The sequence below is a fragment of the Streptomyces sp. NPDC028308 genome (genome assembly GCF_055565855.1).
The window spans coordinates 959,119-978,774 of sequence record NZ_JBVHTO010000001.1; the positions used below are offsets into that span (position 1 = coordinate 959,119).

14 protein-coding genes are annotated in these 19,656 nt (G+C 74.0%); 6 read left to right on the top strand and 8 right to left on the bottom strand.

Annotated features, from left to right (window positions below; genetic code table 11):
* Positions 1-3: 3 nt before the first annotated feature.
* The 4 genes from ACZ4VA_RS04060 to ACZ4VA_RS04075 form a co-directional block, all read right to left on the bottom strand.
* Entirely contained in the window at positions 4-627 is a 624-nt protein-coding gene (locus ACZ4VA_RS04060) for a GntR family transcriptional regulator (RefSeq protein ID WP_356167323.1), read from the bottom strand.
* A gap of 235 nt (positions 628-862) precedes the next feature.
* The gene (gene sucB / locus ACZ4VA_RS04065) at positions 863-2,701 is read right to left on the bottom strand and encodes a 2-oxoglutarate dehydrogenase, E2 component, dihydrolipoamide succinyltransferase (RefSeq protein ID WP_468079573.1); all 1,839 of its coding nucleotides are present in this window, start codon (positions 2,699-2,701) and stop codon (positions 863-865) included.
* A gap of 88 nt (positions 2,702-2,789) precedes the next feature.
* Positions 2,790-4,178 (bottom strand): dihydrolipoyl dehydrogenase, encoded by a 1,389-nt coding sequence (gene lpdA / locus ACZ4VA_RS04070; RefSeq protein ID WP_355789508.1) that lies wholly within the window; start codon positions 4,176-4,178, stop codon positions 2,790-2,792.
* A 295-nt stretch (positions 4,179-4,473) separates the two neighbouring features.
* The gene (locus tag ACZ4VA_RS04075; protein WP_356167318.1) at positions 4,474-6,009 is read right to left on the bottom strand and encodes a leucyl aminopeptidase; all 1,536 of its coding nucleotides are present in this window, start codon (positions 6,007-6,009) and stop codon (positions 4,474-4,476) included.
* A 330-nt stretch (positions 6,010-6,339) separates the two neighbouring features.
* On the opposite strand from ACZ4VA_RS04075, the gene ACZ4VA_RS04080 reads away from it, so the two are divergent.
* The 4 genes from ACZ4VA_RS04080 to ACZ4VA_RS04095 all read left to right on the top strand — a co-directional run bounded on the left by ACZ4VA_RS04080 (position 6,340) and on the right by ACZ4VA_RS04095 (position 12,200).
* On the top strand, positions 6,340-8,379 hold the full coding sequence (locus ACZ4VA_RS04080) for a hypothetical protein (protein ID WP_468079576.1): 2,040 nt from the start codon (positions 6,340-6,342) through the stop codon (positions 8,377-8,379).
* 121 nt (positions 8,380-8,500) lie between these two features.
* On the top strand, positions 8,501-10,021 hold the full coding sequence (pelF, locus tag ACZ4VA_RS04085; protein WP_356167312.1) for a GT4 family glycosyltransferase PelF: 1,521 nt from the start codon (positions 8,501-8,503) through the stop codon (positions 10,019-10,021).
* Complete coding sequence (locus ACZ4VA_RS04090; protein ID WP_468079578.1) at positions 10,018-11,538, top strand: hypothetical protein; 1,521 nt, start codon at positions 10,018-10,020, stop codon at positions 11,536-11,538. The genes pelF and ACZ4VA_RS04090 overlap by 4 nt, the downstream gene beginning before the upstream one ends.
* On the top strand, positions 11,535-12,200 hold the full coding sequence (locus tag ACZ4VA_RS04095) for a spherulation-specific family 4 protein (RefSeq protein ID WP_468079580.1): 666 nt from the start codon (positions 11,535-11,537) through the stop codon (positions 12,198-12,200). The genes ACZ4VA_RS04090 and ACZ4VA_RS04095 overlap by 4 nt, the downstream gene beginning before the upstream one ends.
* Positions 12,201-12,234: 34 nt before the next feature.
* On the opposite strand, the gene ACZ4VA_RS04100 is transcribed toward ACZ4VA_RS04095, so the two are convergent.
* Positions 12,235-13,017, bottom strand: coding sequence for an adenosylcobinamide-GDP ribazoletransferase (locus ACZ4VA_RS04100; protein WP_468079582.1), 783 nt, complete (start codon positions 13,015-13,017; stop codon positions 12,235-12,237).
* A 60-nt stretch (positions 13,018-13,077) separates the two neighbouring features.
* On the opposite strand from ACZ4VA_RS04100, the gene ACZ4VA_RS04105 reads away from it, so the two are divergent.
* On the top strand, positions 13,078-13,845 hold the full coding sequence (locus ACZ4VA_RS04105) for a hypothetical protein (protein WP_356167300.1): 768 nt from the start codon (positions 13,078-13,080) through the stop codon (positions 13,843-13,845).
* 24 nt (positions 13,846-13,869) lie between these two features.
* On the opposite strand, the gene ACZ4VA_RS04110 is transcribed toward ACZ4VA_RS04105, so the two are convergent.
* Positions 13,870-15,666, bottom strand: a complete 1,797-nt coding sequence (locus ACZ4VA_RS04110) for a phosphatidylglycerol lysyltransferase domain-containing protein (protein ID WP_468079584.1) — start codon at positions 15,664-15,666, stop codon at positions 13,870-13,872.
* A 434-nt stretch (positions 15,667-16,100) separates the two neighbouring features.
* A complete protein-coding gene (gene cobT, locus ACZ4VA_RS04115; RefSeq protein WP_356167294.1) occupies positions 16,101-17,186 on the bottom strand; it encodes a nicotinate-nucleotide--dimethylbenzimidazole phosphoribosyltransferase in 1,086 nt (361 codons plus the stop codon).
* Positions 17,187-17,302: 116 nt separating this feature from the next.
* On the opposite strand from cobT, the gene ACZ4VA_RS04120 reads away from it, so the two are divergent.
* Positions 17,303-18,367, top strand: a complete 1,065-nt coding sequence (locus ACZ4VA_RS04120; protein ID WP_355792455.1) for a class I SAM-dependent methyltransferase — start codon at positions 17,303-17,305, stop codon at positions 18,365-18,367.
* 7 nt (positions 18,368-18,374) lie between these two features.
* Here the strand turns inward: ACZ4VA_RS04120 and ACZ4VA_RS04125 are convergent, their stop codons facing one another.
* On the bottom strand, positions 18,375-19,574 hold the full coding sequence (locus ACZ4VA_RS04125; RefSeq protein ID WP_468079587.1) for a bifunctional adenosylcobinamide kinase/adenosylcobinamide-phosphate guanylyltransferase: 1,200 nt from the start codon (positions 19,572-19,574) through the stop codon (positions 18,375-18,377).
* Positions 19,575-19,656: the final 82 nt, after the last annotated feature.

The following is a 19,656-nucleotide window of genomic DNA, read 5'->3' on the forward strand; positions in this document are numbered from 1 at the left end:
CCGTCACGGGCGCGGCGCGCAGCCCAGTACGTGCGCCTTGACGAGGTCCGCGATCAGCGGGTCACGGCGGCGGAAGGCGTCCACGAGGGCCTCGTGCTCCTCGGCGTAGGACTGCTGGACGGTGCCGAGCCAGCGGATCGACAGCGCCGTGAACACCTCGATGCCGAGGCCCTCCCAGGTGTGCAGCAGCACGGAGTTGCCCGCGGCGCGCACCAGCTCACGGTGGAACCCCACGGTGTGCCGCACCTGGCCGGTCCCGTCGGCGTTGCGGTCGGCCTCGTACAGGGCCGCGACGTGCGGCTCCAGGGCCGAGCAGTCCTCCGCCAGCCGCGCGGCCGCCAGCTCCGCCGCGATGGCCTCCAGACCCGCCCGCACCGGGTAGCTCTCCTCCAGGTCGGCGGCGGTCAGGTTGCGCACCCGTACGCCCTTGTTCGGCGCCGACTCGATCAGCCGCAGCGACTCCAGCTCGCGCAGCGCCTCGCGGACCGGCGTCTGGCTGACCTCCAGCTCGGTGGCGATCCGCCGCTCGACGATCCGCTCGCCCGGCTTCCAGCGACCGCTCACGATCCCCTCCACGATGTGCTCGCGGATCTGTTCGCGCAGCGAGTGGACGACGGGCGCGGTCATGAGAGCTCCTTTGGAACGCGCGGGCCCCGAGGGCGTTGACGTCTAGACAATAAGGCCGTGCCGCTGCGGGGGAGAGGCGCACGGGGGCGCTTTCGCGCAGGTGAGACGAGACTTACACGCGGTGACCGGCGGTCCGCCCCGCGCGTTGGGCGCGGTCCCGGGACCACGGGGCGGCAGCACACGGCGCCCCCGCCCGGAGAGCTCCGGACGGGGGCGCCGTACAAGCGGATGCGGACTACAGGCCGAGCTCGACCTCGAACTCGCCCGCCTCCAGGATGGCCTTGACCGCGGTCAGGTAGCGGGCGGCGTCGGCGCCGTCCACCAGACGGTGGTCGTAGGAGAGCGTCAGGTACGTCATGTCGCGGATGCCGATGACGGTGCCCTCGGCGGTCTCGATGACGGCCGGGCGCTTGACGGTGGCGCCGATGCCCAGGATGGCGACCTGGTTCGGCGGCACGATGATCGTGTCGAAGAGCGCGCCGCGCGAGCCGGTGTTGCTGATGGTGAAGGTCGCGCCGGACAGCTCGTCCGGGGTGATCTTGTTCGCCCGGACCTTGCCCGCCAGCTCGGCGGTGGCCTTGGCGATACCGGCGATGTTGAGGTCGCCCGCGTGCTTGATGACCGGGGTCATCAGGCCCTTCTCGGAGTCCACCGCGATACCGATGCTCTCGGTGTCGAAGTAGGTGATGGTGCCCTCGTCCACGTTGATCCGGGCGTTGACGGCCGGGTGGGCCTTCAGCGCCTGGGCCGCGGCCTTGACGAAGAACGGCATCGGGGACAGCTTGACGCCCTCGCGGGCGGCGAAGGAGTCCTTGGCCTGGTTGCGCAGGCGCATCAGGCGGGTGACGTCGACCTCGACGACCGAGGACAGCTGGGCCTGCTCGTGCAGGGCCTTGACCATGTTGTCGCCGATGACCTTGCGGATGCGGGGCATCTTCACGGTCTGGCCGCGCAGCGGGGAGGCCTCCAGCGCGGGAGCCTTCCGGCCGGCGGGGGCGGCGGCCGCGGCCGGAGCCGGGGCGGCGGCCTTCGCGGCCTCGGCGGCGGCGATGACGTCCTGCTTGCGGATGCGGCCGCCGACGCCGGTGCCCTTGACGGAGGACAGGTCGACGCTGTTCTCGGCGGCGAGCTTGCGCACCAGCGGGGTCACGTACGCGCCCTCGTCACCGGAGGTCGCGGCGGGTGCCGGGGCCGGGGTGACGGGAGCCGGGGCCGGGGCGGGAGCCGCCGGCGCCGGGTCGGGCGCGGGGGTGGTCTGCTGCTGCGGCGCGGGGGCCGACGGCGCCTGCGGGGCGGCCGGGGCCGGCGCGGGCGCGGCGGGGGCGGGCTGGGCCGGAGCCGGAGCCGGAGCCGCGGCGGCGGGCGCCGGGGCCGGGGTGGGCTCGGCGGCCGGGGCCGCGGGGGCCTCGGCGGGGGCCGCGGCCGGGGTGGCGCCGGGCGCGCCGATGACGGCGAGCTTGGCGCCGACCTCGGCGGTCTCGTCCTCGCCGACCACGATCTCCAGGAGCACGCCGGAGGCGGGCGAGGGGATCTCGGTGTCGACCTTGTCGGTGGAGACCTCGAGGAGGGGCTCGTCCTCGGAGACCTCCTCGCCGACCTCCTTCAGCCAGCGGGTGACGGTGCCCTCGGTGACCGACTCGCCCAGCGCGGGCAGGACCACGTCGGTGCCCTCGGCGCCGGCACCGCCGGTGGCGGCCTCGGCGGTCGGGGCGGGCGCCGGGGCGGCCTGCTCGGTGGACGGGGTGGCCTGCGGGGCCGGCTCGGGGGCGGCCTCGGGCTCGGGGGCGGCCTCGGGCTCGGGCTCGGCGGCCGGAGCGGCGGCGGCGGGCGCGCCCGTGCCGTCGTCGATGACGGCCAGCTCGGCGCCGACCTCGACCGTCTCGTCCTCGGCGACCTTGATGGAGGCGAGCACACCGGCGGCGGGCGAGGGGATCTCGGTGTCGACCTTGTCGGTCGACACCTCCAGCAGCGGCTCGTCGGCCTCGACGCGCTCGCCCTCGGCCTTCAGCCAGCGGGTGACGGTGCCCTCGGTGACGCTCTCGCCGAGCGCCGGAAGGGTTACGGAAACCGGCATGGTTTCTGTTGCTCCTTACGAATGTGCGGAAGTCTGTGGTCGTCGCGCCCGGGTGCGACGCAGTGACGGATCGGCCTGGGTCGGCTGATCAGTCGTGGGAGTGCAGCGGCTTGCCCGCGAGGGCCAGGTGGGCCTCGCCGAGCGCCTCGCTCTGCGTCGGGTGGGCGTGGATCAGCTGGGCGACCTCGGCGGGCAGCGCTTCCCAGTTGTAGATCAGCTGGGCTTCGCCGACCTGCTCGCCCATACGGTCGCCGACCATGTGGACGCCGACCACGGCACCGTCCTTGACCTGGACGAGCTTGATCTCGCCCGCGGTCTTGAGGATCTTGCTCTTGCCGTTGCCGGCGAGGTTGTACTTCAGGGCGACGACCTTGTCCGCACCGTAGATCTCCTTGGCCTTGGCCTCGGTGATGCCCACGGAGGCGACCTCGGGGTGGCAGTACGTCACCCGCGGCACGCCGTCGTAGTCGATCGGAACGGTCTTCAGACCGGCCAGACGCTCCGCCACCAGGATGCCCTCGGCGAAGCCGACGTGCGCGAGCTGGAGCGTCGGGACCAGGTCGCCGACGGCGGAGATGGTCGGCACGTTCGTGCGCATGTACTCGTCGACCAGGACGTAGCCGCGGTCCATCGCGACGCCCTGCTCCTCGTAGCCGAGGCCCTGCGAGACCGGGCCGCGTCCGACGGCGACGAGGAGGATCTCGGCCTCGAACTCCTTGCCGTCGGCCAGGGTGACCTTGACGCCGTTCTGGGTGTACTCGGCCTTCGAGAAGAAGGTGCCCAGGTTGAACTTGATGCCGCGCTTGCGGAACGCGCGCTCGAGAAGCTTGGAGGAGTTCTCGTCCTCGACCGGGACGAGGTGCTTGAGGCCCTCGATGACCGTCACGTCGGCGCCGAAGGACTTCCACGCCGAGGCGAACTCGACGCCGATGACGCCGCCGCCCAGCACGATCGCCGACTGCGGGACGCGGTCCAGCACCAGCGCGTGGTCCGAGGAGATGATGCGGTTGCCGTCGATCTCCAGGCCCGGCAGCGACTTCGGCACGGAGCCGGTCGCGAGCAGCACGTGGCGGCCCTGGACGCGCTGGCCGTTGACGTCGACGGAGGTGGGGGAGGAAAGACGCCCCTCGCCCTCGATGTACGTCACCTTGCGGGAGGCGACGAGACCCTGCAGACCCTTGTAGAGGCCCGAGATCACGTCGTCCTTGTACTTGTGGACGGCCGCCATGTCGATGCCCTCGAAGGTGGCCTTCACACCGAACTGCTCGCTCTCGCGGGCCTGGTCGGCGATCTCACCGGCGTGCAGCAGAGCCTTGGTGGGGATGCATCCGTTGTGCAGGCAGGTGCCGCCGACCTTGCCCTTCTCGATCAGGGCGACGTCCAGGCCCAGCTGCGCCCCGCGCAGGGCCGCGGCGTAACCGCCGCTACCGCCGCCGAGGATCACTAGGTCGAAAACGGTGCTGGCGTCGTTCGCCACGTCACGTCCTCCATGCATGTGCGCCGTACGCCGGTCTCCAGTGACCGGGCGGCGGCTGGTGTCCGGCCGCTCTTGGTCGGCCCTGTGGTGGGGGCCCTGTCCTGCCGAGAACCCATCTTCGCACTTGTCGGACGGAGGCGGGACGCCGGGCCGGGGTGTGGGACGTCTGTTCCATCACGTGCGGGGGGTGGGACTGCGCACGAATGTGCGGATTTCGTCGAGGGCGCGATCACCCTACGCCCGGACGGACGACCACGCCCCGGGCCGCACGGCCCGGGGCGCGGTCGTACGGGCCTCAGCCCAGGTCGCCCGCCGCCGTCAGCTCGGCGAGGCGGACCAGCGTGCGGACCGCGGAGCCGGTGCCGCCCTTGGGGGTGTAGCCGAAGGGGCCCTGCTCGTTGAAGGCGGGGCCGGCGATGTCCAGGTGCGCCCAGGTGATGCCCTCGCCCACGAACTCCTGGAGGAACAGGCCGGCCACCAGGCCGCCGCCCATGCGCTCGCCCATGTTGGCGATGTCGGCGGTGGGGGAGTCCATGCCCTTGCGCAGGTGGGCGGGGAGCGGCATCGGCCAGGAGTCCTCGCCGACCTCCTCCGCGGCCTCCACGATCGCGGTGCGGAACGCGTCGTCGTTGGCCATCACGCCGAACGTGCGGTTGCCGAGGGCCAGCACCATGGCGCCGGTCAGGGTCGCCACGTCGACGATCGCGTCGGGCTTCTCCTCAGAGGCCTTCCACAGGGCGTCGGCGAGGACCAGGCGGCCCTCGGCGTCCGTGTTGAGGACCTCGACGGTCTTGCCGCTGTACATGCGCAGCACGTCGCCGGGACGGGTCGCGGAGCCCGAGGGCATGTTCTCGGCGAGCGCCAGCCAGCCAGTGACGTTCACCTCCAGGCCGAGGCGCGCGGCGGCGACGACGGCGGCGAAGACCGCCGCGGCACCGCTCATGTCGCACTTCATCGTCTCGTTGTGGCCGGCCGGCTTCAGGGAGATGCCGCCCGAGTCGTACGTGATGCCCTTGCCGACCAGGGCGAGGTGCTTCTTCGCCTTGGAGCTGGTGTACGAGAGCTTGACCAGGCGGGGAGCGGCGGCGGAACCGGCGCCGACGCCGAGGATGCCGCCGTAGCCGCCCTTGGCCAGGGCCTTCTCGTCGAGCACCTGCACCTTGATGCCGTGCTCCTTGGCCGCGGCCTGCGCGACGGCCGCGAAGGCCTCCGGGGTCAGGTCGTTCGGCGGGGTGTTGATCAGGTCGCGGGCGCGGTTGAGCTCCTCCGTGACGGCGACGGCGCGCTCGACGGCGGCCTTGTACGCCTTGTCACGGGGCTTGGCGCCGAGCAGCACGATCTCGGCCAGCGGCGCCTTGCCGTTGCCCGCGGCCTTGCCGCCCTTGGCGGAGCCGTTCTCCTTGTAGGCGTCGAAGGAGTACGCGCCGAGGAGCGCGCCCTCGCCGACGGCGCCGGCGTCGGCCGGGTCGGCCAGCGGCAGCGCGAAGGCGGCCTTCTTGCTGCCGGCCAGCGCGCGGGCGGCGGCACCGGCGGCGCGGCGCAGGGACTCGGCGGTGTGGGCCTCGTCCTTCTCCGGCAGGGCGCCCAGGCCGACCGCGACCACCACGGGGGCCTTGAAGCCGGACGGCGCGGGCAGCTTCGTCACCTCGCCCTCGGCACCCGAGGCGCCGAGGGTCTGCAGGACGTCGGCGAGCCTGCCGTCGTACGCCTTGTCCACGGCCTCGGCGCCCGGGGCGACGACCGGGCCCTGGGCGCCCTTCGCGACACCGACCACGATGGCGTCGGCGCGGAGGCCGGACGCCGCGGAGGTGCTGAGAGTGAGAGCAGTCACGGTGGTGAAATCTCGCTTCCGTTGAAATGTGGACGGTCGAGCGGGGGTGGGTCGACCGGGCCTGTGCAACAGACCCTAGATCGGTGGGGGGCGGCCGCTCGGACCGGGCCCGGTGGTACCGGGGTCGAGCCTACGCGCGGGCCGGGCGTTCGCTCATTTCTGCGGGCGTTCACTCCTCGGTGGCGTCGTGGCCGCTTGCCGCCCCCGATGCTGGTGACCTGGGACACACTCGTCGGGTTCCGGCGAGTGGCCGACCCGCCGCTTTGCATCATTTCCACGGATCCTCCTCGGAGCGAGCACATGAGGATCTTTTTCTGGGGGAGGACGAACATGGCGCGAAGTGCGCCCAGATGGAGAAACACGACGGCGGCCCTGGCGGCCGCCGGTCTGCTGGCGACGGGCCTGGGGGCGGCGCCCGGAGCCTCGGCGGCGGCCGAGCCGCGCATCGACCTGAAGGTCCTGCTCGTGGACAACGGCGACAGCCCCGTCCAGGCCATCGCCGCCGAGCTGAAGAGCACCGGCGTCCCGTACACCACGGTGGACCTGAACGACCCGGGCCGCCCGACGATCGACGCGGCCTTCCTGAGCGACACGGCCGGCGGCGCGCCGCGCGCCCGGTACCAGGGGGTGGTGCTCCCCAACGAGGCGCCGTTCGGAGCCGGTTCGGCCGAGCAGACCGCCCTGGAGGCGTACGAGAAGACGTACGGCATCCCGCAGGTCGACGCCTACACCTGGGCCCACCCGGAGGTCGGCCTCGAATACACCAGCGACGGCGGCTACAGCGGGAGCCTCGACGGCCGGGAGGCGGCCGTCACCACGGCGGGCCGGTCGGGCCCGTTCGGCTACCTGGACGGCCCGCTCACCTTCGAGGACAACTCCCCGAGTACACCCGAGAGTTACGGCTTCCTGGCGAAGCCCCGGGCCGGCTTCACCAGCTACGTCGACGCGGCCGTGCCGGAGGGCACTGGACGCGCCAGCCTCGTCGGCGAGTACGCCCACGACGGCCGCCGCGAACTCGTGGTGACCTTCGCCTACAACCAGTACCAACAGCAGTTCCGCGTCCTCGCCCGCGGCATCGTCGAATGGCTGACCCAGGGCATCCACCTCGGCCGCAGCCGCAACTCCTTCGCGGTGCACGTCGACGACGTCTTCGCGCCCGACGCCCGCTGGGACACCGAGCGCAACTGCACCCCGGGCGACCTCGACTGCGTCGGCGGCGACGGACAGGAGACCACCACCCCGGTCCGGATGACGGCGGCCGACGCCGCCTACGCCGCCCAGTGGCAGCAGTCCAGCGGCTTCACGCTCGACATGGTCTACAACGCCGGCTCCGGCGAGGAGTGGAAGAGCGAGAACGGCGGCACGGACGCCCTCACCGACAAGCTGCTCGCGGACAAGGCCAAGTACCGCTGGATCAACCACACCTACACCCACGCCTTCCTCGGCTGCGTGCAGGACACCACCACGGTGCCGTGGACGTGCGCCCGGAACGCGGACGGCTCGACCCGGTACATGAGCCGCTCCGACATCTCGGCGCAGATCCGCGACAACCACTCCTGGGGCGTCGCCAAGGGCCTGCCGCTGGACCGCACCGAGCTGGTGACCGGCGAGCACTCGGGCCTCAAGACGCTGCCGCAGCAGCCCGCCGACAACCCGAACCTGGCCGGCGCGCTCTCCGACAACGGCGTCAAGTGGACGGGCTCGGACAACTCCCGCGAGCCCGAGCAGCGCCCGGTGGGCGGCGCGCTGACCGTGCCCCGCCACCCGATGAACGTGTACTACAACGTGGGCACCGGCGCCGAGATGGCCGACGAGTACAACTGGATCTACACGTCGAAGGCAGACGGCGGCAGCGGCGTCTGCGAGGACAACCCCACGTCCACCTGCATGCCGGAGCCCCTCGACACGGCCACCGGCTACGCGTCGTACATCGTCCCGCAGGAGGCGCGCACCGCCCTCGGGCACGCCATCGGCAACGACCCGCGACCGCACTACGTGCACCAGTCCAACCTGGCCGAGGACCGGCTGCTGTACCCGGTCCTGGACAAGGTGCTCGCCGGTTACCGGGCGCTGTACGCCGACAACACCCCGCTGGAGAACCCCCGGCAGAGCGCGATCGGCGCCGAGCTCAAGCGCCGCGCCGACTGGCGGACCGCCGTCGCGAACGGCAAGGTCACCGCGTACCGCGTCGGCAAGACCGTCACCGTGAGCGCCCCGTCCGGGACCCAGATCCCGGTGACCGCGCCCGAGGGCACCAGGAAGCAACTGCTCCTCGGCACCAGCGTGTTCGGGACGCCGTACGCGGGCAGGCGCTCGGCCTGGACCACGCCCGAGGCGCTGCAGACCGCCCTCAGGCTGACGCTGCCCTAGGCCCAGCAGCACGACGGCGCGGCGTGCGCCCCGGTCCGACCGGCCGGGACGCACGCCCGCCGCATGACCGGGGGCCCGGGGTGCCCCCGAAGGCACCACACCACAGGGGGGAACGCGCACGATGCGCACAGGCCGTCATGTCACCATGCTCACCGAAGGCACCTATCCGCACGTCCACGGCGGCGTCAGCACCTGGTGCGACCAGCTCGTCAAGGGCATGCCCGAGGTCGACTTCCACGTCGTCTCGCTCACCGGCAGCGGCCGCGAGCCCGTGACCTGGGAACTGCCGCCCAACATCAGCCGCCACACGACGGTACCGACCTGGGGCCCGCGCCCGGGACGCGGCCGGGCACCCCGGGGAGGGGCCCTCCGCCGCTTCACCGACACCTACGAGCGCCTCCTGCTCTCCTTCCTCGACCCCGACGCCCAGGGCGACTTCGGCCAGGCGCTGTGCGAACTGGCCGTCCTCGCCCGCGACGGACGGCTCTCGGCGGCCCTGCGCTCCGAGAGCGCGCTGCGCTCGCTGATGTGGATATGGACGATGCCGCACCTGCCCACCGCCACGGCCCGGCCCACCGTGCACGACGCGCTGACCGCCACCGACCTCCTGGAACACGCGCTGCGCCCGCTCGGCGTACGCGTCCCCGAGGAATCCGTGGCCCACGCCGTCAGCAGCGGTCTGGCCACTCTGCCCGCACTGGCCGCCCGCCACCTCGACGGGGTTCCGTTCCTGCTCACCGAGCACGGCATCTACCTGCGCGAGCGCTACCTCGGCTACCGCAGCGCCGAACAGCGCTGGCCCGTCAAGGCGTTCATGCTCGGCTTCTACCGCGCGCTCAACTCCTTCGGCTACCGCGCCGCCGACCTGATCACGCCCTGCAACCAGTACAACCGGCGCTGGGAGGAACGGGGCGGCGCCGACGCCGACCGGATCCGCACCGTCTACAACGGCGTCGACCCGCACGCCTTCCCGCACGCGGGACCCGAGCCCGAGGTGCCGACCCTCACCTGGTGCGGCCGCGTCGACCCGATCAAGGACCTGGAGACGCTGCTGCGCGCCTACGGCATGGTGCGCGCCGAGCTCCCCGAGACCCGGCTGCGGCTGTTCGGACCGGTGCCGCCCGGCGGGGAGGCGTACCTGACCCGGCTGGAGAAGCTCGCCGCCGAACTCGGCGTCAGGGACGGCCTGACCTTCGAGGGCCGTATCACCGAGGTGTGGCGAGCCTACGCGGCCGGTCACGTGGTGATGCTCTCCTCCATCTCCGAGGGCTTCCCCTTCTCGATCATCGAGGCCATGTCCTGCGGCCGTACGACGGTCTCCACCGACGTCGGCGGGGTGCGCGAGGCCGTCGGCGACACCGGGCTCGTGGTGCCGCCGCGCGAGCCGGAGAAGATGGCCGCCGCCGCGCTGACCCTGCTCCGCGACGACGAACGACGCCTGGAACTGGGCCGGTTGTCGCGCCAGCGGGTCATCGACCGCTTCACCCTGCGCCGCTCCGTCGACGCCTTCCGCACGATCTACCAGGAACTCGCGGGCCTGCCCGAGGTCTACGAGCCGACCGTCGAGACCGTCGCCGACTGGACCCTCGAACTGCGCGACCCCTGGTACCAGGCCGTCGCCACGGACGGAGCCGACTGGTGAGCGGTTCCCTCCGCATGCCGCCCGGGACCTACGAGGACGTCCTCCCGCACGTGCCGCGCCAGCGCCGCTCGCCCGGCCGGCCGCACCCCGACCCCGTCGACGAACTCGCCGAGCGCCTGGGCGAGTTCGTGGCGGCCGCCGTCCACCCGGACGAGATAGCCGCCCTCCTGGAGTCCGACGGAATGTCGGACGACCAGATCCGTGAGCGCTACGGCTGCCGCAACTCCTTCGCGCTCGCCGAGGAGCTCTTCGAGCGCGTCGAGCGCAGCCATCCCGAACCGGCCGGCCCGGTCCACGACCCATGGCAGGAGGGTCTGCTCGGCTGCCTCCTGCGCGGAGTCGTGTTCGCGCTGCCGGGTCTCGGCTACGTCCTCGGCGCGCCGCTCCTCGCCGGGCCCCACGACCGCCTCGGCCTCCCGGCCGGCACCGTGCCGCTCCTCGCCGGAGCGCTGTGCGGCTGGACCTGGAACCAGGGGCTCGCCCACCGGGCCTACCTCTGGCTGGGCCTCGGCGACCGCGCCGCCGCCCGGCGCTCGCTGCTCGCCGGCGCGCCCGCCGGGGCGGTGCTCGGCTCCCTGGTCGCCCTGGCCGCGGCGGACTCCGCCGACGCGGGCGCCGTCGTATTCGCCGCCGGCCAGTCCTGCTACCTGGGCGCGGCCACCGTGCTCCTGGTGATGGGCCGGGAACGGGCCCTGACCGCCGCCCTGCTGCCGATGGCCGCCGGCGCCCTGGTGGACCTCGCCCACCCCGTCCCCGGCGCGGTCCGGGCGGTGCTGCTCCTGGTCTCGCTGGCGGCGGTCGCCCTGCTCGCCCTTCGCGAGGTGGCCCCCGCCGTGCACCGGCCCGGCGGGGGCGGGTGGGCCGCCGGGCTCGCGGCGCTGCTGCCGTTCGGGGCGTACGGCGACGCGGGTGCGCCCGGCGTGCGTACCCCCGCGCCTCCGCTCGCCGGATCGCTGCCGTACGCCCTCTTCGGACTCGGCACCGGCGTCCTCGTCCTGTACGCCGGGCTCGGCGACGTCCTGGCCGGCGCGCACACCGCGGCCGCCGCGCCCGCCGCGGTGGCCCTGACGCTCAGCATGGGCCCGGCCGAGTGGCTGCTCTTCCGGTTCCGCAGCGGCGGCCTCGCCGGGCTGCGCTCCAGCGGCACGGCGAGGGACTTCCGCCGGACCACCGCCCTCACGCTGGTCCGCTGCCTCAGCGGCTACCTCGCGGCGCTGCTCGTGCTCGGCGTCGCCGCCTCCGCGCTGTGGCCGCACGCGCCCGGCACCGGCGGCACCCGCCTCGCCGGGCTCCTGCTGCTCGGCGTGGTGCTGTGGACCGGGCTGCTGCTGCAGTCCTTCGGTGCCGTGGTGAGCGCCGCCGCGGTCTGCTGCGCCGCGGCCCTCGCCCAGACCGCCGCCCTGGCCACCGGGGCCGTCGGACCGGACCGCGCGGCGCTCCTAGTGCACGGCGTCGCGGCGACCGTGCTGACCGGCCTGGTCTGCGGGCTGCTCGGGAGGGCGACGGCGCACCGATGACCGCCTCCGACCCGCGGGGCACGCTTCTCGTGCCCTACTACGAGCACCCTGCCGTCCGGCCCGCGGAGTGGCGGGCGCTCATCGCCGCGGCGCCTCGCCTGCACAGCGTCGTCCTCAACCCGGCCAGCGGACCCGGCGAGCGCCCCGACCCCGGTTTCGCCGAGGTCGCCGCCGGGCTGCGCGCCGCGGACGTGCGGGTGCTGGGGTACGCCGACACGGACTACGGGCGCCGCCCGCACGCCGACGTCGTCGCCGACCTGGACCGGCACCGCGACTGGTACGGCGTCGACGGCGCCTTCCTCGACCAGGCCGCCTCCGGTCCGGGGGAGCTCGGGTACTACCGGGGCCTCGCGGCGGCCGCCTGGGGCGCCGGCTGCCGCACCCTTGTCCTCAACCACGGCACGCTCCCGCATCCCTCGTACGCCCGTGTCGCGGACGTCCTCGTCACCTTCGAGGGCACCTGGCAGACGTACCGCGCGCTGCGCCCGGCACCGTGGGACGGCGCCGGGGCGAAGCTGTGCCACCTGGTCCACGGGGTGCCGCCCGGCGCCGGGTTCGACGCGCTGGCCCGGGCCCGCGGCGCCGACCTGCACTGCGCGGTGCCCGGCGCCGGAGACCATCCGTGGGGGACGCTGCCCCACGGGCTGGAGGCGGCCGACTGAGGTCCAGGCGTCCGCCCCCCGACAGGCCCCGCTCTCAGCCCAGCGACAGCACGACCAGCGCGGTCGTCGCCGCCGTCTCCGCCAGCCCGCCGAAGACGTCGCCGGTGACGCCTCCGAACCGGCGGACGCAGTGACGCAGCAGCAGTTCGGCGGCGGCACAGGCGGCGAGGACCGCGAGCGGGCCGCGCACGGGCCCGTACGTCCCGAAGAGCGCCCCCGTGGCCGCCGCCACGCCCAGGACGAGCGCCGCCACGAGCAGCGCCCCGCGCACCGGGACCACGCCCGCGACCGCCGCGCCCAGCCCCTCGGGGCGGGCCGGCGGCACCCCGGCGCGGGCGGCCAGCGTCAGGGCGAGCCGGGCGGCGAGTGCCGAGACGACGGCCGCGCACGCCCCGCGCCCCCACGAGTCGCCGTACGCCTGCGCGAGGGCGGCCACCTGGCCGAGCAGCACGAACAGCAGGGTGATCACCCCGAACGGGCCGATGTCCGACTGCTTCATGATCCGCAGCGCGTCCTCGGCGGGCTTCCCGCTGCCCAGCCCGTCCGCCGTGTCGGCGAGCCCGTCGAGGTGCAGTCCCCGGGTGAGCGCGGCCGGTACGGCGGCGGAGGCCACGGCGGCCGTCAGGGGACCCGCGCCCAGCGCCAGCAGCAGCACGCCGGCCGCGGCGGCGCCCAGCCCGACCACCAGCCCGGCCGCGGGCGCGCACAGCATCCCGCCGCGCGCGGCGTCGCGGTCCCAGCGGGTCACCCGGACGGGCAGCACCGTCAGGGTGCCGAAGGCGAAGCGGAGGCTGTCGGGAAGGGGGGTCCTGGGCACCGGCGCAGGTTATCCGCCGACCGGAGGAGCGAGGACGGCGGCCATGGATAAAGTTCGCATATGGGTCATTGGGTGTATCGCAACATCGTCGAGCCGGGCAAGCTGCCCCTGCTGCTGGCGCTCGCCTCCTTCGTGCTGACCTTCGTGATCACCCGTGTCGTCGTCCGGATGATCAGGGCGGGCAAGGGGCCGTTCGGCAACGTCAAGGCGGGCGACCTGCACATCCACCACGTCGTCCCCGGTGTCGTGCTGACCGTGATCGGCGGCTTCGGCGCGGTGGCCAGTGGCCGGCACGGCTTCGGCGCGGGCGCGTTCGCCGTGGTCTTCGGCATGGGGGCGGGCCTCGTCCTCGACGAGTTCGCGCTGATCCTGCACCTGGACGACGTCTACTGGACCGAGGCCGGACGCAAGAGCGTCGAGGTCGTGGTGGTCACCGCCGCCCTGGTCGGCCTCGTGCTCAGCGGGTTCCTGCCGTTCGGCGTCAACGACCTCACCAACCGGGAGCTCCAGGACCGCGGCGGCGTCATCATCAGCGTCGCGGTGAACTTCCTCTTCGCGCTGCTCGCCCTCAGCAAGGGCAAGGCCCGCACGGCGATCTTCGGGGTGATCGTCCCCGTGGTGGCCCTGGTCGGCGCGATCCGCCTGGCCCGCCCCGGCTCCCCGTGGGCCCGGCGCTTCTACCGCCGGCGGCCCCGCGCCCGCGCCCGCTCCAGCCTGCGCGCCTACCACCACGACCGGCGCTGGGCGAAGCCCCGGCGCCGGCTCCAGGACCTGATCGGCGGCAAGCCCGACCCCGAGCCGGTCCGCTCCCTGCCGGGCGGCGACTGACCGGCCGCCGACGGGCCACCGTGCTCAGCGGTGCGTCTGCAGATGCTTGCGGTGCAGCCACTTCGGCAGCCCCGGCGCCTCCAGGAACCCCTCGGCGCGCGCCGCCGCGACCCCGATCCGCAGCAGGTCCGCGCTCTTCTCGAAGAGCAGGAAACGGGGCTCCCAGATCGGCCGGTACTTGGCGTTGGCGCGGTACAGCGACTCGATCTGCCACCAGCGGGAGAAGAAGCTGAGCAGCGAGCGCCACAGCCGCAGCACCGGTCCCGCGCCGAGGCGGGCGCCCCGCTCGAAGACGGACCGGAACATTGCGAAGTTGAGGGAGACCTGGGCGATCCCGATCTCCCGGGCCCTGCGCAGGAGTTCGATCACCATGAACTCCATCAGCCCGTTGTCGGAGTCCCGGTCCCGGCGCATCAGGTCCAGCGACAGCCCGTGCGGCCCCCACGGCACGAAGGACAGCAGGGCCCTCAACTCGCCGTCCCGGTCGGTGCATTCGAGCATCACGCAGCGCCCGTCCTCGGGGTCGCCGAGCCGCCCGAGCGCCATCGAGAAGCCCCGCTCGGTGGCGCCGTCCCGCCAGTCGTCCGCCCGCCGCAGCAGATACGCCAGCTCATCGGCGGGGATGTCCTCGTGCCGCCGGATGCGGACCGTGTACCCGGCCCGCCTGATCCGGTTGAAGGCCTGCCGGACGGTGCGCATGGCACGTCCCTCCAGCGTGAACTCGGCGATCTCCACGAGTGCTTCGTCCCCCAGCTCCAGCGCGTCCAGGCCGTGCCGCGCGTAGATCGTCCCGGCCTCCTCGCTCGCGCCCATCACCGCCGGGATCCAGCCGTGCGCCCGCGCCTCGGCCAGCCACGGCTCGATGGCGCCGGGCCACGCCTCGGGGTCGCCGACCGGGTCACCGCTCGCCAGCGACACCCCGCCCACGACGCGGTACGCCACCGCCGCCTTGCCGGTCGGCGACCACACCACGCTCTTCTCGCGGCGCAGGGCGAAGTAGCCCAGCGAGTCGCGCTCGCCGTGCCGGTCCAGCAGGGCGCGCAGCCGCTTCTCGTCGTCCTCGGTGAGCGGGTCGACGGCGCGGCGGGAGCGGAAGGCCGCGTACAGGACGGCGAGGACCAGCAGCGTGCTGAACCCGTTGACGGCGACGTTGACCCAGTTGGGGGTCTCGATCCCGGGGAAACGGGCGTCGTCGGCGGCGACGGACACGAGCCGCAGGGTGCCGTAGCGCCAGCGGTCGGTGAACGTCGAGATCCGGGCGTCCGGCGCCTGGTTGGTGGCCGTGACCAGGAGCGCGGCGAGCAGCGAGGTGACCAGCAGCCCGCCGGCCCCCACGGCCGCCGCCAGCCTCGGGTTCGACCGGTCGCCCTTGGCGTAGAACTCGCGCCGGCCGACGACGAGCGATGCCACGAACGCCGCGGTCAGGCCGAGCGAGACCCAGTTCTGCGGGTACCGCCGGACCTCCGGGAAGGTCATGGCGAACGAGAACAGCAGCAGGAACGAGCCGCTGAGCACCAGGTTCAGGATCCAGGCGGCCCGCTTCCTGCGCCGCATGGTGAGGGCGAGGAACATCGTGAAGACACCGGAGGCGAATCCCGCCGTCAGCAGATACGGCGTGAAGTAGTTCTCCGTGTTGTGCCGCCGCACGTCCTGCCCCAGGGAGACCCACCCGGCACTCAGGAAGTTGACGAACGCGACACCCCGCAGATACCAGACGGCGAAGGCGGCGGCCCGGCGCGGGACGCCGGCGGGCCGGGGGTCCCGCTCGCCCTGACGGGCCGGAGCCCGCTCCCGACCCGTGGCAATTCGGACATCTCCCATGAGCCGGGATGATAGGTCCCCACACCCCCCACACCCCGCCGCCACCCACAAACCCCCCGGACCGCACCCGCTCAGGGGCCAAGAGGACCAACGCCCCCGGCCCCCACACACCCACGAGAAACGCTGTGGGTCGCCCCGCCAGGGGCGCGAGGAACGGCGCGCCCAGCCCCAAACACCCGCAGACAAAACCCAACGGGACCCGGTCAGGGGCGCGAGGAACGGCGCGCCCAGCCCCCACACACCCGCACGGAAAATCGCAACGGATGGCCCCGCCAGGGGCGCGAGGAACGGCGCGCCCAGCCCCCACGAACCGGCACAGGAAACTCAACGTCCAGCCCCGCAAGGGGCGAGGAATGCCGCGCCCAGCCCAAGTCAGGTCGCACCAAACCCCAGGTGAGCCCTCGTCAGGGGGCGAGAGACGCCGCACCCGGCGCCTACGCCCCCGCCCCCACCCCACCCTCAGGAGAGGACCCGAGCCCCACCTCGGGCAACTCCGCAGCCAAGGCCGCAGCAGCCTGCACCAACGGCAACGCCAGCAACGCCCCCGCCCCCTCACCCACGGTGACCCCGTGATCAAGCAGGGGTTCTAGCGCCATCCGGTCGAGAGCCTTCGCCTGCGCAGGCTCCCCGCTGCTCTGTCCGGCCAGCCACCAGTCCGGCGCCCGGAAGGCGACCCGCTGCCCGACCAGGGCGCACGCGGCGGAGACCACCCCGTCGAGAATGACGGGCGTCTTGCGCACCGCGCACTGGAGCAGGAACCCGGTCATGGCGGCGAGGTCGGCCCCGCCCACCGTGGCCAGCAGCTGGAGCTGGTCCCCGAGCACGGGCCGGGCCCGCCGCAACGCGTCCCGCACCGCCGCGCACTTGCGCATCCACGCGAGGTCGTCGATGGGCTGCCCGCCCCGCCCGGTGACCACGGACGCGTCGGTCCCGCACAGCGCGGCGACGAGCACCGCCGCCGCGGTCGTCCCGCCGACGCTCAGATCGCCGAGGACGACGAGATCCGTACCGGAGTCGGCCTCCTCGTCGGCGACGGCGACGCCCGCCAGGAACGCGGCCTCGGCCTCCTCGGGGGTCAGCGCGTCCTCGACGTCGATCCGCCCCGACCCGCGCCGCACCCGGTGCCGTACGACCTCGTCCGGCAGCCCGTCCGGGTCGCAGTCGAGGGACATGTCGACCACCCGCACCGGCACGCCGAGCCGCCGGGCCAGGATCGCGGCGGGTCCTGCGCCCTCCAGGAGGGAGCGCACGAGCCGGTCGGCGGTGCCCGCGGGCCGGGCCGACACGCCGAGCGCCGCGATCCCGTGGTCACCCGCGAACAGCACCGCGCGAGGCCGCTCGACGGGCCGCACCGGCACCGCCGACTGCGCCGCCGCGAGCCACTCGCCGAGTTCGTCGAGGCGGCCGAGCGACCCGGGCGGCACGGCCTGACGCTCCCTGCGCGCCTCGGCGTCACGGCGTACACCACCGTCGGGGCGCTCGATCAGATCGGTGAAGTCGTCGAGATTAAGCGAGCTCATTCGCCGAACAGTACCGGCCGCGATCGAACACGGCGGAGCCACGTCATTGCACCCATGATCGGGATCCCATACGTTCCGGTTTGCATCGAATTGCCTCCCGGGTCCAGGAGCCGCTCATGACCCCCACCCCGCGGACGAGCGCCCTGCGCCGAGCCGCATACCTCAGCGAACTCGCCCAGGGCACCGACCGCTTCCACGAACCGCGCCGGGAGGACTGCCCCTGGTGCGGTTCGACCCGGCTGCGCACCCGGCTGCGGACGCCCAACCTGCGCCGGCACCAGCCGGGCACCTTCGTCGTCGACGAGTGCCGGGACTGCGCCCACGCCTTCCAGAACCCCCGCCTCACCGCGGAGGGACTGGCCTTCTACCACCTCGACTTCCACGAGGGCCACGACGGCTTCGCGGAACGGATCCTCGCCGCCCGCGGCAGCCGCAGACGCCACCGCGCCGCCGCCCGCGCGATGCTCCGCTTCGGGGAACCGGAGAGCTGGCTGGACGTCGGCACCGGGCACGGCCACTTCGCGGAGACGGCCCGGCAGGTGCACCCCTACACCGCCTTCGACGGCATCGACGCCGGCGTGGCGATCGAGAAGGCGTATGCGGCAGGCCGCGTCGACGAGGCCCACCTGGGCCGTCTCACCGACCCGGGAATCGCCGCACGGGTGCGGGGCCGCTACGACGTCGTCAGCATGTTCCACCACCTGGAGCACACCCCCGACCCGCGCGGGGAACTGCGCGCGGCGCTGGCCGCGCTGCGCCCCGGCGGCCACCTCCTCGTCGAAGTCCCGGACCCCGCCTGTGTGTTCGGCAGCCTGCTGGGCCGCTGGTGGGTCAACTCGGGCCAGCCGCAGCACCTGCACCTGCTGCCGCTGCCGAACCTGCTGGCCGAACTGGAGTCCCTGGGCTGCGAGATCGTCGCCACCGACCGCCGCGAACCCCACATCCCGTACGACCTCACGGGCGCCCTCGCGCTGGCGCTCGCCCGTGTGCTGCCCGACGTCGACGCCCCCTGGCGGGCCAAGCCCCCCACCGAACTCCAGCGCGCCGTCCGCGCGGTCCTCATGAAGGCCACCGTCCCCCTGCTCGCCGCGGCCTCCGCCCTGGACCACGCCCTCGCCCCGCTGTTCAGCCGCACCCGCTTCTCGAACGCGTACCGGATCATCGCCCGCCGCGGGGCGTGAACCGGCGTCAGGGCCGCAGCGGCAGCGCCTGCCCCGCCACCACCAGCAGCACGTGCTCGCACTCCGCCGCGAAGGCGGCGTTCAGCCGCCCCAGCTCGTCGCGGTAGCGGCGGCCGGAGGCGGTCGCCGGCACGATGCCGGACCCGACCTCGTTCGAGACGGCGACGACGGTCCGGCGCGTGCGGCGTACGGCGTCGGTCAGTTCGCCGGTCCGCTGCCGCAGGGCCCGTTCGCCGCCGCCCGCCCACTCCGCGTCGTCCCAGGCGCCCACCGCGTCCATGGCGTCCGTCAGCCACAGGGACAGGCAGTCGACGAGCAGCGGGGGACCGTCCTGGTCGAGCAGGGGCACGAGGTCGCAGGTCTCGACCGTGCGCCAGGACCCCGGGCGGCGCTCGCGGTGCGCGTGCACCCGCGAGGCCCACTCGCCGTCCCCGGCGCGCGTGCCGCCCGTCGCCACGTACACCACGTCGGGGAACGCCTCCAGCCGGCGCTCCGCCTCGACCGACTTGCCGGAACGGGCGCCGCCCACCACGAGGGTGCGCCGCGGCACGTCCGGTACGTCCTCGTACACGCCGACGGTCAGCGTCGTGCCGTCCGGCACCGCCCGCGCCCCGGCCGCGGCGAGCCGGCGGCGCAGTTCGGCCCCCGGCGGCACGTCGTGGTCCAGGTGCGCGGCGACGACGTCGCTCGTCGGCCCGACGGCGCCCACGGCCCGCAGCCTCGCCAGCGCGTCCGGCCGCCCGGTCACGTCGGCGACGACCATGTCGTACGGCCCGCCGTTCGCGTCGAGCCCGGCCGGCGCGGCCCCCGGCGGCAGATACAGCAGCCGCTGCCCGTCGGGCCCCGTCACCGCGTACCCGGTGCCGGGCGCGTCCAGCGGCACCGCCCGCACCCGGTGCCCGGTCAGCAGCGCCAACTCCCGCCCGTCCGGCACCCGTCCGGGCTGCGGCAGCCCCGCCGGGACCTCGACCGCGGGCCCGTTGTGCGGATGCGAGAGCAGCACCTGCCGTACGCCGCCCAGCGAGCGGCCGGCGCGGGCGGCGGCGAACGCGGCACCGGGGGTGAGGTCGAGGAGCAGGGTCCCGTCCACCAGCAGCGCGGTCGCCGCCCGCGCGTCGGGGCCGAGCGCGGTGGCGCAGGCGGCGCAGGGACAGTCGGGGCGGGGGAGGCCCGCGGGGGCACCGGTGCCGAGCAGAGTCAGTTCCACGGAGCTGATTTTCGCCTGTCGGTGCAGGTCTTGCGCGTCCGGCTAGGCTTCGGGCAGGGGCTGGATCTTGTCCGGCCCCCGC

Excerpts from the sequence above, each read along its gene's own strand:
- ACZ4VA_RS04060 (WP_356167323.1), bottom strand. The coding sequence starts at position 627 with ATGACCGCGCCCGTCGTCCACTCGCTGCGCGAACAGATCCGCGAGCAC.
- sucB (WP_468079573.1), bottom strand. The coding sequence starts at position 2,701 with ATGCCGGTTTCCGTAACCCTTCCGGCGCTCGGCGAGAGCGTCACCGAG.
- ACZ4VA_RS04080 (WP_468079576.1), top strand. The coding sequence starts at position 6,340 with ATGGCGCGAAGTGCGCCCAGATGGAGAAACACGACGGCGGCCCTGGCG.
- pelF (WP_356167312.1), top strand. The coding sequence starts at position 8,501 with ATGCGCACAGGCCGTCATGTCACCATGCTCACCGAAGGCACCTATCCG.
- ACZ4VA_RS04095 (WP_468079580.1), top strand. The coding sequence starts at position 11,535 with ATGACCGCCTCCGACCCGCGGGGCACGCTTCTCGTGCCCTACTACGAG.
- ACZ4VA_RS04105 (WP_356167300.1), top strand. The coding sequence starts at position 13,078 with ATGGGTCATTGGGTGTATCGCAACATCGTCGAGCCGGGCAAGCTGCCC.
- ACZ4VA_RS04110 (WP_468079584.1), bottom strand. The coding sequence starts at position 15,666 with ATGGGAGATGTCCGAATTGCCACGGGTCGGGAGCGGGCTCCGGCCCGT.
- cobT (WP_356167294.1), bottom strand. The coding sequence starts at position 17,186 with ATGAGCTCGCTTAATCTCGACGACTTCACCGATCTGATCGAGCGCCCC.
- ACZ4VA_RS04120 (WP_355792455.1), top strand. The coding sequence starts at position 17,303 with ATGACCCCCACCCCGCGGACGAGCGCCCTGCGCCGAGCCGCATACCTC.